At 61.8% G+C, this 14,442-nt stretch carries 14 protein-coding genes and 1 tRNA gene; all 15 read left to right on the forward strand.

The features are described 5' to 3' along the window. The first annotated feature begins 84 nt into the window (after positions 1-84). The 15 genes from secG to FAZ97_RS04625 all read left to right on the forward strand — a co-directional run bounded on the left by secG (position 85) and on the right by FAZ97_RS04625 (position 14,426). Positions 85-486 (forward strand): preprotein translocase subunit SecG, encoded by a 402-nt coding sequence (gene secG / locus FAZ97_RS04555; RefSeq protein ID WP_158757385.1) that lies wholly within the window; start codon positions 85-87, stop codon positions 484-486. 109 nt (positions 487-595) lie between these two features. Next, positions 596-680 (forward strand) — tRNA-Leu (locus tag FAZ97_RS04560). 164 nt (positions 681-844) lie between these two features. Next, positions 845-1,204 carry an NADH-quinone oxidoreductase subunit A gene (locus tag FAZ97_RS04565; RefSeq protein WP_028205678.1) on the forward strand — a complete coding sequence of 120 codons (360 nt, stop codon included), beginning with the start codon at positions 845-847 and terminating at the stop codon, positions 1,202-1,204. Positions 1,205-1,276: 72 nt separating this feature from the next. Next, positions 1,277-1,756 carry a NuoB/complex I 20 kDa subunit family protein gene (locus FAZ97_RS04570; protein WP_027819582.1) on the forward strand — a complete coding sequence of 160 codons (480 nt, stop codon included), beginning with the start codon at positions 1,277-1,279 and terminating at the stop codon, positions 1,754-1,756. Positions 1,757-1,778: 22 nt separating this feature from the next. Beyond that, a complete protein-coding gene (locus tag FAZ97_RS04575; protein WP_158757386.1) occupies positions 1,779-2,384 on the forward strand; it encodes an NADH-quinone oxidoreductase subunit C in 606 nt (201 codons plus the stop codon). 9 nt (positions 2,385-2,393) lie between these two features. Further along, the gene (locus FAZ97_RS04580) at positions 2,394-3,647 is read left to right on the forward strand and encodes an NADH-quinone oxidoreductase subunit D (RefSeq protein WP_133182092.1); all 1,254 of its coding nucleotides are present in this window, start codon (positions 2,394-2,396) and stop codon (positions 3,645-3,647) included. Positions 3,648-3,799: 152 nt separating this feature from the next. Beyond that, complete coding sequence (gene nuoE, locus FAZ97_RS04585; RefSeq protein WP_158757387.1) at positions 3,800-4,285, forward strand: NADH-quinone oxidoreductase subunit NuoE; 486 nt, start codon at positions 3,800-3,802, stop codon at positions 4,283-4,285. Further along, a complete protein-coding gene (gene nuoF, locus FAZ97_RS04590) occupies positions 4,282-5,610 on the forward strand; it encodes an NADH-quinone oxidoreductase subunit NuoF (RefSeq protein WP_158757388.1) in 1,329 nt (442 codons plus the stop codon). Before nuoE ends, nuoF begins: the two co-directional genes overlap by 4 nt. 112 nt (positions 5,611-5,722) lie before the next feature. Continuing rightward, complete coding sequence (nuoG, locus tag FAZ97_RS04595; protein WP_158757389.1) at positions 5,723-8,056, forward strand: NADH-quinone oxidoreductase subunit NuoG; 2,334 nt, start codon at positions 5,723-5,725, stop codon at positions 8,054-8,056. Continuing rightward, the gene (gene nuoH / locus FAZ97_RS04600; RefSeq protein WP_158757390.1) at positions 8,057-9,121 is read left to right on the forward strand and encodes an NADH-quinone oxidoreductase subunit NuoH; all 1,065 of its coding nucleotides are present in this window, start codon (positions 8,057-8,059) and stop codon (positions 9,119-9,121) included. A 15-nt stretch (positions 9,122-9,136) separates the two neighbouring features. Further along, on the forward strand, positions 9,137-9,625 hold the full coding sequence (nuoI, locus tag FAZ97_RS04605; protein ID WP_069265275.1) for an NADH-quinone oxidoreductase subunit NuoI: 489 nt from the start codon (positions 9,137-9,139) through the stop codon (positions 9,623-9,625). A gap of 175 nt (positions 9,626-9,800) precedes the next feature. Then, positions 9,801-10,505: an NADH-quinone oxidoreductase subunit J gene (locus FAZ97_RS04610; RefSeq protein ID WP_158757391.1), complete on the forward strand. Its 705-nt coding sequence runs from the start codon at positions 9,801-9,803 to the stop codon at positions 10,503-10,505. A gap of 17 nt (positions 10,506-10,522) precedes the next feature. Next, the gene (gene nuoK / locus FAZ97_RS04615; RefSeq protein WP_006052894.1) at positions 10,523-10,828 is read left to right on the forward strand and encodes an NADH-quinone oxidoreductase subunit NuoK; all 306 of its coding nucleotides are present in this window, start codon (positions 10,523-10,525) and stop codon (positions 10,826-10,828) included. A gap of 11 nt (positions 10,829-10,839) precedes the next feature. Continuing rightward, on the forward strand, positions 10,840-12,903 hold the full coding sequence (gene nuoL / locus FAZ97_RS04620) for an NADH-quinone oxidoreductase subunit L (RefSeq protein WP_158757392.1): 2,064 nt from the start codon (positions 10,840-10,842) through the stop codon (positions 12,901-12,903). A 23-nt stretch (positions 12,904-12,926) separates the two neighbouring features. Beyond that, positions 12,927-14,426 carry an NADH-quinone oxidoreductase subunit M gene (locus FAZ97_RS04625; RefSeq protein ID WP_158757393.1) on the forward strand — a complete coding sequence of 500 codons (1,500 nt, stop codon included), beginning with the start codon at positions 12,927-12,929 and terminating at the stop codon, positions 14,424-14,426. The last annotated feature ends 16 nt before the right edge of the window (positions 14,427-14,442 follow it).

The raw sequence follows: 14,442 nt of genomic DNA on the forward strand, positions 1-14,442 counted from the left end.
GTTCGAGATGAAGCGCGTCGTGCGGGCTGCTTATGCGTCTGCCCCAGCAGGGGCGGGCATTCAACCAGGACTCAGGTGAGTGTGATGCTGTATTTGAAAACGTTGATTATCGTCGTCCAGCTTCTGTCGGCGCTCGGGGTGATCGGCCTCGTCTTGCTGCAGCACGGCAAAGGCGCGGACATGGGCGCTGCTTTTGGCAGCGGCGCGTCGGGCAGCCTGTTCGGCGCGAGCGGTTCCGCGAACTTCCTTTCGCGTACTACTGCAGTTCTCGCAACGGTGTTTTTCGTATCGACCCTTGCGTTAACTTACCTGGGGTCGTATCATGCGAAGCCTTCGGCGGGCGTGCTTGGCGCTTCGGTTCCAGCCCCGGTCGTAGCTTCGGCGCCGGCTGTTTCGGCGCCGGTTGCACCTGCTCCTGGCGCATCCGCTCCGGCGGCGGCCTCGCCTGCGGCAGCCTCGCAACCCGGCAACGACGTACCGAAATAAATTTGAAAAACTTGTTTTGTGCGTTGAACAACAAACGGAAACAAGTTAGAATTTAAGTCTTGAAGCGATTCGCGGGTTGCAATAATTGTTGTCCCGGATTGCATGCAGTGCCGACGTGGTGAAATTGGTAGACACGCTATCTTGAGGGGGTAGTGGCGAAAGCTGTGCGAGTTCGAGTCTCGCCGTCGGCACCAATGTTATCTAAAAAATGCCAGCCGCTTGCTTCAGCTTCGGCTGGCATTTTTGCTTCTTACGTCGTGTTCGTTTTCTGTTCGCAGCGCGAAGTACGTGAAGTGATTCCCGCGGAGCGATGCAAGTTCCAGCGGAACCTCAGAACCAACCGATATAGAGGATAGCCTTGAACCTCGCTGCCTATTTCCCCGTCCTTCTGTTCCTCCTCGTGGGTGTTGGTCTGGGCATAGCGCTAGTGACGATCGGCAAGGTCCTCGGTCCCAACCGGCCAGACAGCGAAAAGAATTCGCCGTACGAATGCGGCTTCGAAGCCTTCGAAGACGCTCGAATGAAGTTCGACGTACGCTACTACCTGGTCGCCATTCTTTTCATCATCTTCGACCTCGAAACGGCGTTCCTGTTTCCGTGGGGCGTGGCCCTGCGCGATATCGGCTGGCCGGGTTTCCTGTCGATGATGCTGTTTCTGCTCGAATTCCTGCTGGGCTTTGCCTACATCTGGAAGAAGGGCGGTCTCGACTGGGAATAATGGGTTAATCGCCGGATTGTATGGGCGGCACTGCGGGGAAACTGTGGGCTGTCCGTCTGGAGTGGAAAGCACATGAGTATCGAAGGGGTCTTGAAGGAAGGGTTTGTCACCACCACGGCTGACAAGCTGATCAACTGGACGCGCACTGGCTCGCTGTGGCCAATGACGTTCGGGCTGGCGTGTTGCGCGGTCGAGATGATGCACGCGGGCGCGGCCCGTTATGACCTGGACCGTTTCGGCGTGGTGTTTCGTCCGAGCCCGCGTCAGTCGGACGTCATGATCGTCGCCGGCACGCTCTGCAACAAGATGGCGCCCGCGCTGCGCAAGGTCTACGACCAGATGGCCGAGCCGCGCTGGGTCATTTCGATGGGGTCGTGCGCCAATGGCGGCGGCTACTACCACTATTCGTATTCGGTCGTGCGCGGTTGTGATCGCATCGTGCCGGTCGACGTCTATGTGCCGGGATGCCCGCCGACAGCGGAAGCCCTGGTCTACGGGGTGATCCAGTTGCAGGCGAAGATTCGCCGCACCAGCACCATCGCCCGTCAATAAAGGCCGCGTGCCTCCCCACAATATGGCAAGCAAACTCGAGACCCTGAAAGCGAACCTCGAAGCGGCCCTTGGCGCGCGCATCGTCAGCCTCACCGAGGCGCTCGGCGAGCTGACGCTGGTCGTCAAGGCGGGCGATTCCCTCGCGGTGGCCAAGGAGCTGCGCGACAATCCCTCGCTGCGCTTCGAGCAACTGCTCGACCTGTGCGGCGTCGACTACCAGACCTTCGGCGACGGCGCGTGGGAAGGCCCGCGCTTTGCCGCCGTGTCGCATCTGCTCTCCCTCGCGAACAACTGGCGCGTGCGTCTGCGCGTGTTCGCGCCGGACGACGAAGTGCCGATCGTGCCCTCGCTCGTCGAGATCTGGAATTCGGCCAACTGGTACGAGCGCGAAGCGTTCGACCTGTTCGGCATCGTCTTCGAAGGCCACCCCGACCTGCGCCGCATCCTGACCGACTACGGTTTCATCGGCCACCCGTTCCGCAAGGACTTCCCGGTTTCGGGCTATGTCGAAATGCGTTACGACCCGGAGCAGAAGCGCGTGGTCTACCAGCCCGTCACGATCGAGCCGCGCGAGATCACGCCGCGTGTGATTCGCGAAGATCGCTACGGCGGTCTGAAGAAACACTAAGAGGGTCGCATGTCAGAGATCAAGAACTACACGCTCAACTTCGGCCCGCAGCACCCGGCAGCGCACGGTGTGCTGCGCCTCGTGCTCGAGCTCGACGGCGAAGTGATCCAGCGCGCCGATCCGCACATCGGCCTGCTGCATCGCGCGACGGAAAAGCTGGCTGAAAGCAAGACGTTCATCCAGTCGGTGCCGTACATGGACCGTCTCGACTACGTGTCGATGATGGTCAACGAGCACGGCTATGTGCTCGCGATCGAAAAGCTGCTCGGCATCGAAGTGCCGATTCGCGCGAAGTACATCCGCGTGCTGTTCGACGAAGTCACGCGCGTGCTGAACCACCTCATGTGGATCGGCTCGCACGCGCTCGACGTCGGCGCGATGGCGGTGTTCCTCTACGCGTTCCGCGAGCGCGAAGACCTGATGGACGTCTACGAGGCGGTCTCGGGCGCGCGCATGCACGCGGCTTACTATCGTCCGGGCGGCGTGTATCGCGATCTGCCCGACGCCATGCCGCAATACAAGGCTTCGAAGATCCACAACGAGAAGGCGCTTGCCCGCATGAACGAGGCGCGCCAGGGTTCGGTGCTGGACTTCATCGACGACTTCTTCACGCGTTTCCCGGGTTGCGTCGACGAGTACGAAACGCTCCTCACCGACAACCGTATCTGGAAGCAGCGTCTGGTCGGCATCGGCGTGGTGAGCCCCGAGCGCGCCATGCAGCTCGGCCTCACGGGCGCGATGCTGCGCGGTTCGGGCATCGAGTGGGATCTGCGCAAGAAGCAGCCGTACGAAGTGTACGACCAGATGGACTTCGACATTCCGGTGGGCGTGAACGGCGACTGCTACGACCGCTATCTCGTGCGCGTCGAAGAAATGCGCCAATCCACTCGCATTGCGAAACAGTGCATTGAGTGGCTGCGCAAGAATCCCGGCCCCGTGATGATCGACAATCACAAGGTTGCGCCGCCCTCGCGCGTGAACATGAAGTCGAACATGGAAGAGCTGATTCACCACTTCAAGCTCTTCACGGAAGGCTTCCACGTGCCGGAAGGCGAGGCGTACGCTGCCGTCGAACATCCGAAGGGTGAATTCGGCATCTACCTGGTGTCAGATGGCGCGAACAAGCCTTATCGTCTGAAGATCCGTGCGCCGGGTTATGCCCACCTGTCCGCGCTCGATGAAATGGCGCGCGGCCACATGATTGCCGACGCGGTCACGATCATCGGCACGCAGGACATCGTGTTCGGTGAGATTGATCGCTAAGCAGCAAACTGCCAGTGCGCCCGGTCAAGAAGGGCGCACTGCGAAATACCGGGAACGCCACGTCCGTCGCAGCGAGCAGGTTGGCTAACGCGCGGCGGGTGTTTGTGTGGCGGGAATTGAAACGGTAGGAATTGAAAGAGTCGTGTCTGAAAATGATCTCAGCTGAAGGCCTGAAAGAAATCGATCGCGCGTTGACGAAGTACCCCGCCGATCAGCGACAGTCCGCCGTGATGGCGGCTTTGGCCGTGGCTCAAGAAGAGCACGGCTGGCTGTCTCCCGAAATCATGCAGTTCGTGGCCGACTACATCGGCATGCCGCCTGTCGCGGTGCAGGAAGTCGCCACGTTCTACACGATGTTCGAGACGCGGCCCGTCGGCAAGCACAAGATCACGCTCTGCACGAATCTGCCGTGCCAGCTCGGCCCGGAAGGCGGCTCGGAGAGCGCCGCCGAATACCTGAAGCAGAAGCTCGGTATCGACTTCGGCGAAACCACGCCCGACGGCAAGTTCACCTTGAAAGAAGGTGAGTGCATGGGCGCGTGCGGCGATGCACCGGTGATGCTCGTGAACAATCACCGCATGTGCAGCTTCATGAGCCGCGCGAAGATCGACCAGCTGCTCGAGGAGCTTTCGAAATGACTTCGTTGCACGACCGTCACATCAAACCGCTGATCCTCGCGGGCCTCAACGGCGAGAACTGGCATCTCGAAGACTACGTCGCGCGCGGCGGCTACAAGCAGCTGCGCCGTATTCTCGAAGAAAAGATTCCGCCCGAGCAGGTGATCGCCGACGTGAAGGCAAGCGGTCTGCGCGGCCGCGGCGGTGCGGGCTTCCCCACCGGCCTGAAGTGGAGCTTCATGCCGCGTCAGTTCCCGGGGCAGAAATATCTCGTCTGCAACTCGGACGAGGGCGAGCCGGGCACGTTCAAGGATCGCGACATCCTGCGCTGGAACCCGCATAGCGTGATCGAAGGCATGGCCATCGGCGCGTACGCGATGGGCATCACCGTGGGCTACAACTACATCCACGGCGAAATTTTCGAGGTGTATCGCCGCTTCGAGGCTGCGCTGGAAGAAGCGCGCCAGGCCGGCTATCTCGGCGACAACATTCTTGGCACGGACTTCTCGTTCCAGCTGCACGCTCACCATGGCTATGGCGCGTACATCTGCGGCGAGGAAACCGCGCTGCTCGAGTCGCTCGAAGGCAAGAAGGGCCAGCCGCGCTTCAAGCCGCCGTTCCCGGCGAGCTTCGGCGTGTACGGCAAGCCGACGACGATCAACAACACCGAGACCTTCGCCGCGGTGCCGTTCCTGCTGACCGTGGGTCCGCAGACGTACATGGAGCTCGGCAAGCCGAACAACGGCGGCACGAAGATCTTCTCGATCTCGGGCGACGTGGAGCGTCCGGGCAATTACGAGATTCCGCTCGGCACCCCGTTCGCGACGCTCATGGAGCTGGCCGGCGGCGTGCGCGGCGGCAAGAAGCTGAAGGCCGTGATTCCGGGCGGCTCGTCGGCGCCGGTCATTCCGGGCGACCTGATGATGCAAACGGACATGGACTATGACTCCATCGCCAAGCAGGGCTCGATGCTCGGTTCGGGCGCGGTCATCGTCATGGACGAAACGCGCTGCATGGTGCGCTCACTGCTGCGTCTCTCGTACTTCTATTACGAAGAGTCGTGCGGCCAGTGCACGCCGTGCCGCGAAGGCACGGGCTGGCTGTATCGCGTGGTGAACCGTATCGAGCACGGCGAGGGGCGCCAGGAAGACCTGGACCTGCTGAACTCGGTGGCGGGCAACATCATGGGCCGTACGATTTGCGCGCTCGGCGACGCGGCAGCCATGCCGGTGCGCGGCATGCTCAAGCACTACTGGGACGAATTCGAATATCACGTGCACAACAAGCGTTGTCTCGTCGGCGGTCATGCCGGCTCGCACGCGGCCTCGGAAACGGTGGCCGCCTAAGAGGCGAAAGACAGCGCGTTGTGCCGGGTTGCGCACATCACGGCGTAGCACGACGCAACGGGGAATGCCGCTGTGAAATTGAGCGGTAACAGGTTAGGGACGATTAACCATCATGGTTGAACTTGAAATAGACGGCAAGACGGTGCAGGTGCCCGAGGGCAGCATGGTGATCCAGGCTGCTCAGCGCGTGGACACGTACATCCCGCACTTCTGCTATCACAAGAAGCTCTCCATCGCGGCCAACTGCCGGATGTGTCTCGTCGATGTCGAGAAGATGCCGAAGGCCGTGCCCGCGTGCGCGACGCCGGTGTCGCAAGGCATGGTCGTGCGCACCATGTCGGACAAGGCCGTGCAGGGTCAGCAAGCCGTGATGGAATTCCTGCTGATCAACCACCCGCTCGACTGCCCGATCTGCGATCAGGGCGGCGAATGCCAGCTGCAGGATCTGGCCGTTGGTTACGGCAAGTCCGCCTCGCGCTACAGCGAAGAGAAGCGCGTGGTGTTCCACAAGAACGTCGGGCCGCTCATCTCGATGGAAGAGATGTCGCGCTGCATCCACTGCACGCGCTGCGTGCGCTTCGGCGACGAAATCGCCGGCGTGATGGAGCTCGGCATGCTCGGCCGCGGCGAGCACTCGGAAATCACGTCGTTCGTCGGCAAGACGGTCGACTCGGAACTGTCGGGCAACATGATCGACCTGTGCCCGGTCGGCGCGCTCACGAGCAAGCCGTTCCGCTTCTCGGCACGCACATGGGAACTGTCGCGCCGCAAGTCGGTGAGCCCGCACGATGCAACGGGTGCGAACCTTGTGGTGCAGGTGAAGAACAACCGCGTGATGCGCGTGCTGCCGTTCGAGAACGAATCCATCAACGAATGCTGGATCTCGGACAAGGACCGCTTCTCGTACGAAGGCCTGAACAGCGAAGACCGTCTCACGCGCCCGATGATCAAGCAGGGCGGCGAGTGGATCGAGACCGACTGGCAGACCGCGCTCGAATACGTCGTGAAGGGCATCAAGGGCATTTGCGACGAGCACGGCGAGAACCAGCTCGCGCTGCTCGCGAGCCCGCACAGCACGCTCGAAGAACTCTATCTCGCGAAGCAGTTCGCGGATGCGATCGGCACGCCGAACGTCGACTTCCGTCTGCGCCAGAGCGACTTCTCGGCGCCGCTCGAAGGCGCGCCGTGGCTCGGCACCAAGATCGCGGAACTCTCGTACGCCGACTCGGCGTTCGTGATCGGCTCGTTCCTGCGCCGCGACCACGCGCTGTTCGCCGCGCGTCTGCGTCAGGCCGCGAAGGGCGGTGCACAGATCAGCTTCCTGCAAGCCACCGCTGACGGCTCGCTGATCCCGAACGCGCAGCGCATCGTCGCCGCGCCCTCGGCATGGCTCGACGAACTCGCTGCGATCGCAGCGGCTGTTGCTGAGGCAAAGGGCGTTGCGGTGCCGGAAGGCTTCGCAGGCGCACAGGCTACCGACGCCGCGAAGCAGGTCGCCGCATCGCTCGCAAGCGGTGAGCGCCGCTACGTGCTGCTTGGCAACGTCGCGGTTCAGCATCCGGAATTCTCGCGCCTGCACGCAGCCGCGCAGTTCATCGCCGAAACGACGGGCGCGACGCTTGGCTTCCTCACGGAAGCGGCCAACACGGTTGGCGCGCACATTGCCGGCGCACTGCCGGGCCGCGACGGCCTGAACGCACGCGAAGCGTTCGAGCAGCCGCGCAAGGGCTATCTGCTCTTCAACGTCGAGCCGGAATTCGATACGGCAAACCCGGCAGCCGCGCGCGCCGCGCTCGCGCAGGCCGAAATGGTCGCCGTGTTCTCGCCGTACAAGACGGGCCTCGACTACGCCGACGTGCTGCTGCCGATCGCGCCGTACACGGAAACCTCGGGTACGTTCATCAACGCCGAAGGCACGGCTCAGACGTTCAACGGCGTCGTGCGCCCGCTCGGCGACACGCGTCCGGCATGGAAGGTCCTGCGCGTGCTCGGCACGCTGCTGGGCGCGAAGGGCTTCGAGTACGACACGGCTGAAGAAGTGCGCCGCAAGGCGATGGGCGATGGCAGCTTCGAAGGCCGTCTGTCGAACAAGGCCAGCGCCACGATTGCGCGCGGCCGCCTCGCGAAAGCCGCGGAAGGCCGCTTCGAGCGCATCGCCGACGTGCCGATTTACCACGCCGATCACATCGTGCGCCGCGGCGAAGCGCTGCAGCTCACCACGGCTGCCCGCGTGGCGAACGCCATCGGCCTGCCGGCGACATACTTCGACCAGCTCGGCCTGAAGGAAGGCGACGCCGTGCGCGTGCGCCAGGGCGACCTGTCGGTTACGGCGCCTGCAACGCGCGATGCGAATCTTGCGCCGACGGTGGTGCGCGTGTCGGCGGCGACGCCGGCCGGTGCGCAACTCGGCAGCCTGTTCGGTGAACTGCTGGTGGAGAAGGCGTAAATGAGCTTGTTCGAAACGATCAATGCAGGCGGCAGCCAGCTGCTCGGCGTGGCATGGCCCACCGTGTGGGCGCTGGTGCGCATTCTCGTCGTCGCAGTGGTGATCCTGCTGTGCGTCGCGTACCTGATCCTTTGGGAGCGCAAGCTGATCGGCTGGATGCACGTGCGTCTCGGTCCGAACCGCGTGGGCCCGGCAGGTCTGTTGCAGCCGATCGCCGACGTGCTGAAGCTGCTTCTGAAGGAAGTGATTCAGCCCGCGCAGGCAAGCCGCTGGATCTACATGGTCGCGCCGATCATGGTGGTGGTGCCGGCCTTCGCGGTCTGGGCGGTGATTCCGTTCCAGGCGGGCGCGGTGCTCGGCGACATCAACGCGGGCCTGCTCTACGCGATGGCGATCTCGTCGATCGGCGTCTACGGCGTGATTCTCGCGGGCTGGGCCTCGAACTCGAAGTACGCGTTCCTCGGCGCCATGCGCGCCGCGGCGCAGATGGTTTCGTACGAAATTTCGATGGGCTTCGCGCTCGTCGTCGTGCTGATGGTGTCGGGCAGCCTGAATCTTTCGGTGATCGTCGAAGGCCAGATGCGCGGCATGTTCGCAAACTGGGGCATCACGTTCCTCTCGTGGAACTGGCTGCCGCTGTTGCCGATGTTCGTCGTCTACTTCATCTCGGGCATCGCCGAAACGAACCGTCACCCGTTCGACGTGGTGGAAGGGGAGTCGGAAATCGTCGCGGGTCACATGATCGATTACTCGGGTATGGCGTTCGCGCTGTTCTTCCTCGCCGAGTACATCAACATGATCGTGATCTCGGCGCTCGCCTCGGTGCTGTTCCTTGGCGGCTGGAGCGCCCCGTTCGCGTTCCTCGACTTCATCCCGGGCGTGTTCTGGCTCGTGCTGAAGGTCTTCTGCCTGCTGTCGATTTTCATCTGGGCCCGCGCGACGTTCCCGCGTTATCGCTATGACCAGATCATGCGTCTCGGCTGGAAAGTGTTCATTCCGGTGTGCATCGTATGGCTGATCGTAGTCGGCTTCTGGTACATGTCGCCGTTGAGCATCTGGAAATAAGGGGCGAACACAACCATGAACGCTATCCAAAACTTCTTTAAGACGTTTTTCCTGACCGAGTTGCTCAAGGGCCTCGCGCTGACGGGTCGTTACACGTTCAAGCGCAAGTTCACGGTGCAATTCCCGGAAGAAAAGACGCCTATTTCCCCGCGTTTTCGCGGTCTGCACGCGCTGCGCCGCTATGAAAATGGCGAAGAGCGCTGCATCGCGTGCAAGCTGTGCGAGGCCGTGTGCCCCGCGCTCGCGATCACGATCGAATCGGAAGTGCGCGAGGACAACACGCGCCGCACGACACGTTACGACATCGACCTGACCAAGTGCATCTTCTGTGGTTTCTGCGAAGAGAGCTGCCCGGTCGACTCGATCGTCGAAACGCACATTCTCGAGTATCACGGCGAGAAGCGCGGCGATCTGTATTTCACGAAGGATATGCTGCTGGCCGTTGGCGATCGCTATGAAGCGCAGATCGCGGCGAACAAGGCAGCGGATGCACCGTACCGTTGATCTTTCAGTTTGACGCTGCATCGGCCCGCGGTCCGGGCCGGCTGTGGGGAACGCGTGTGCCGAACGCCCGCGCTTTACCGCAGCCCGACCGCCGCGGCGCAACGCTCCCTGGTCTGGCCGCCAGTCTGCGTCGCGCAATCCGCTTCACGAAGGCCTCAACGATGAACCAGTAATCATGGAATTCACGACCGTCCTGTTCTACATCTTCGCGCTGCTGCTCACGCTGTCAGGGCTGAAGGTGATCACTTCGCGCAATCCTGTCGCGTCTGCGCTCTTCCTCGTGCTCGCGTTCTTCAACGCGGCCGCGATCTGGATGCTGCTCGAGGCCGAATTCCTCGCGATCCTGCTGGTGCTCGTCTACGTGGGCGCGGTGATGGTGCTGTTCCTGTTCGTGGTGATGATGCTGGACATCAACATCGACGTGCTGAGCCGCGACTTCAAGCGCTTCATCCCCGTGGCGACCATCGTGGGCGCGATCATCGTGATCGAAACCGCGCTGATCCTGTGGCACGGCTACGGCGCGACGAGCACGCCGGTGCCCGACACCACGCCGGCTGCCGCCGCCGCGATCTCGAACGCGCACCTGATCGGCAAGATCATCTACACCGACTACATCTTCGCCTTCGAAGTCGCCGGCCTCGTGCTGCTGGTGGCGATCGTCGCGGCTATCGCGCTGACTGTGCGCGAGCCGAAGGACTCGAAGCGCCAGAACGTGTCGAAGCAGGTCGCCGTGCGTCGCCAGGACCGCGTGCGCCTCGTGAAGATGCAGGCCGTCGTGGAAGTGCCGGAGCCGGCGGAACCGGCGCAAGCGGAAGCCGGGGCTGCGCCCGCGGCAGGCGCGGCAGCTGCGCCCGCGGCTGCACCGGCAACCAAGAGCTAAGCGCGAAGGAGCGAACCATGTTGACACTGGCCCATTACCTCGTCCTCGGCGCGATCCTCTTTGCGATCTCGATCGTCGGAATCTTTTTGAATCGGCGCAACGTCATCATCATCCTGATGGCGATTGAGCTGATGCTGTTAGCGGTGAACACGAACTTCGTCGCGTTCTCGCATTATCTCGGTGACGTTCACGGACAGATTTTCGTGTTCTTCGTGCTAACTGTTGCGGCAGCGGAAGCCGCGATTGGTCTGGCTATTCTTGTGACTCTGTTCCGCAGCCTCGACACGATCAACGTCGAGGACCTCGATCAGCTCAAAGGCTAAGGCAGGCTGCTATGGCAACAACACTCAACGAAACCTTATTGCTGGCGATCCCGCTGGCGCCTCTCGCCGGTTCTCTCATTGCCGGTTTGTTCGGCAAAACGGTCGGGCGCGCGGGCGCGCATACGGTGACCATTCTTGGCGTCGCGATTGCGTTCGTGCTGTCGTGCATCACGTTGTTCGACGTGATGGGCGGTGCGAGCTTCAACGCGACGATCTACGAATGGATGTCGGTAGGCGGCCTGAAGTTCGAAGTCGGCTTCCTGATCGACTCGTTGACTGCGCTCATGATGGTCGTCGTGACCTTCGTGTCGCTGATGGTCCACATCTACACGATCGGCTACATGGCGGAAGAAGAGGGCTACCAGCGCTTCTTCTCGTACATCGCGCTCTTCACGTTCTCGATGCTGATGCTCGTGATGAGCAACAACTTCCTGCAGCTGTTCTTCGGTTGGGAAGCGGTGGGTCTCGTCTCGTACCTGCTGATCGGCTTCTACTTCAAGCGTGAAAGCGCCATCTACGCGAACATGAAGGCGTTCCTCGTGAACCGCGTGGGCGACTTCGGCTTCCTGCTGGGCATCGGTCTCCTGCTCGCGTACGGCGGCTCGCTGAACTACAACGACATCTTCGCGAAGGGTCATGAACTCGCCGCGCTGACGTTCCCGGGCACCTCGTGGAACCTGCTCACCGCTGCGTGTATCTGCCTGTTCATCGGCGCGATGGGTAAGTCGGCGCAGTTCCCGCTGCACGTCTGGCTCCCGGACTCGATGGAAGGCCCGACGCCGATTTCCGCGCTGATTCACGCGGCAACCATGGTGACGGCCGGTATCTTCATGGTCGCGCGCATGTCGCCGCTGTTCGAGCTTTCGGAAGCCGCGCTCTCGTTTATCGTCGTGATCGGTGCGATTACCGCGCTCTTCATGGGCTTCCTTGGCGTCGTGCAGAACGACATCAAGCGTGTGGTTGCGTACTCCACGCTCTCGCAGCTCGGCTACATGACGGTCGCACTCGGCGTGTCGGCTTACCCGGTCGCGATCTTCCACCTGATGACGCACGCGTTCTTCAAGGCGCTGCTGTTCCTTGGCGCGGGCTCGGTCATCATCGGCATGCACCACGACCAGGACATGCGCAACATGGGCGGCCTGCGCAAGTACATGCCCATCACGTGGATCACTTCGCTCGTCGGTTCGCTCGCGCTGATCGGCACGCCGTTCTTCTCGGGCTTCTACTCGAAGGACTCGATCATCGACGCCGTGAAGCTCTCGCACCTGCCGGGTTCGGGCTTCGCGTACTTCGCAGTGGTGGCGAGCGTGTTCGTTACGGCGCTGTACTCGTTCCGTATGTACTTCCTCGTGTTCCACGGTGAAGAGCGCTTCCGCGGTCCGAAGCATCCGGAATCGCCGATGGCGATCGAAGCGGCGAATGCAGCCCACAACGGTCACGGCGATCATGGCCACGGTCACGACGAACACCACGTGCACGTGCCGCACGAGTCGCCGTGGGTCATCTGGGTACCGCTCGTTCTGCTTGCGATTCCTTCGGTGATCGCCGGCGCGTTCGCGATCCAGCCGCTGCTCTTCGGCGACTTCTTCTCGCATGGCGTGGCGTTCCAGAACGTCATCTTCGTTGGCGAGAACCACGATGCGCTCGTGGAAATGGGCAAGGAATTCCAGGGCTGGGCCGCGATGGGCGCGCATGCGTTCTCTGGTCTGCCGGTGTGGCTCGCACTCGCGGGTGTGGTGGTGGCGTGGTTCTTCTACATGAAGCGCCCGGATCTGCCGACCGTCGTGTCGCGCACGTTCGCGCCGGTCTACAAGCTGCTGGCAAACGCGTATTACCTCGACAAGATCAACGAAATCGTCTTCGCTCGCGGAGCAGTCGCTATCGGTCGCGGTCTGTGGAAGGAGGGCGATGTCGTCGTGATCGACGGCGTCGTAAACGGGAGCGCCAAGTTTATCGGCTGGTTTGCAACTGTCATTCGTTTCCTGCAATCCGGCTATATCTACCACTACGCATTTGCCATGATCATTGGCATGCTTGGCCTCCTTACCCTGTTTGTAACGCTCAGCGGCAAATAAGGCAAAATAAGGCGAGGAAACGCATGCACGCAACTCCGATTCTCAGTATTGCGATCTGGATGCCGATCGTATTCGGCATCATCGTTCTTGTAGTGGGTTCCCGTCGGAACCCGAGTGCGGACCGCTGGCTCGCACTCATCGGTTCGGTGCTTAGTTTCCTCGTCACCATTCCGCTCGTTACGGGCTTCGACACGACTACGGCTTCGCTGCAGTTCGAGGAGAAGTCGGTCTGGATCGAGCGGTTCAATATTGCGTATCACCTGGGCGTCGACGGCATTGCGATGTGGTTCGTCGTGCTCACGGCGCTCATCACCGTGATCGTCGTGATCGCGGGCTGGCAGGTCATCACGAAGAATGTCGCGCAGTATTACGCGTCGTTCCTCATCCTGTCGGGCATCATGATCGGCGTTTTCTGCGCCGCCGACGGCCTGTTGTTCTACGTGTTCTTCGAAGCCACGCTCATTCCGATGTACATCATCATCGGCGTGTGGGGCGGACCGAACCGTGTGTATGCGGCGTTCAAGTTCTTTCTCTACACGCTGGCCGGCTCGCTGCTCATGCTGGTCGCGTTGCTGTACCTGTACCGCATTACCGGGACCTTCGACCTCGCTACCTGGCAGGCCGCGAAGATCGCCATGACGCCGCAAATCCTGCTGTTCGTCGCGTTCTTCTTCGCGTTCGCCGTCAAGGTGCCGATGTGGCCGGTCCACACGTGGTTGCCGGACGCGCACGTTGAAGCGCCGACGGGCGGTTCGGTCGTGCTGGCCGCAATCATGCTCAAGCTCGGCGCGTACGGTTTCCTGCGTTTCTCGCTGCCGGTCACGCCGGACGCGAGCCACTACCTGGCGCCGGTCATCATCACGCTGTCCTTGATCGCCGTGATCTACATCGGCCTCGTGGCGATGGTGCAGTCGGACATGAAAAAGCTGGTCGCGTACTCGTCGATCGCCCACATGGGCTTCGTCACGCTCGGCTTCTTTATGTTCGGCCCGTCGAGCCAGCTCGCGATGGAAGGCGGGATCATCCAGATGATCTCGCACGGCTTCGTCTCGGGCGCGATGTTCCTGTGCATCGGTGTGCTGTATGACCGTATGCATACACGTGATATCGCGGACTACGGCGGTGTGGTCAACACCATGCCGAAGTTCGCGGCGCTGGTCATGCTGTTTGCCATGGCCAACTGCGGTCTGCCGGGCACCTCTGGATTCGTCGGCGAATTCATGGTGATTCTGGCGGCCGTGAAGTACAACTTCTGGATCGCTTTCGGGGCGGCGTTCACGCTGATCCTGGGTGCGGCCTATACGTTGTGGATGTACAAGCGGGTGTACTTCGGCGCCATCGCGAACGACCACGTTCGCGAGCTGAAGGACATCAACGGTCGCGAATACTTCATGCTTGCGGTGCTCGCGCTGTTTACGCTTTTCATGGGCATCTACCCGAAGCCCTTTACCGATGTGATGCACGTTTCCGTGGAAAACCTCCTCTCCCACGTCGCAGTGTCGAAACTGCCGCTGTCACAGTAATACCGAGCGGAGGAAC

The sequence above is a fragment of the Paraburkholderia acidiphila genome, from assembly GCF_009789655.1.
Classification (GTDB): domain Bacteria; phylum Pseudomonadota; class Gammaproteobacteria; order Burkholderiales; family Burkholderiaceae; genus Paraburkholderia; species Paraburkholderia acidiphila.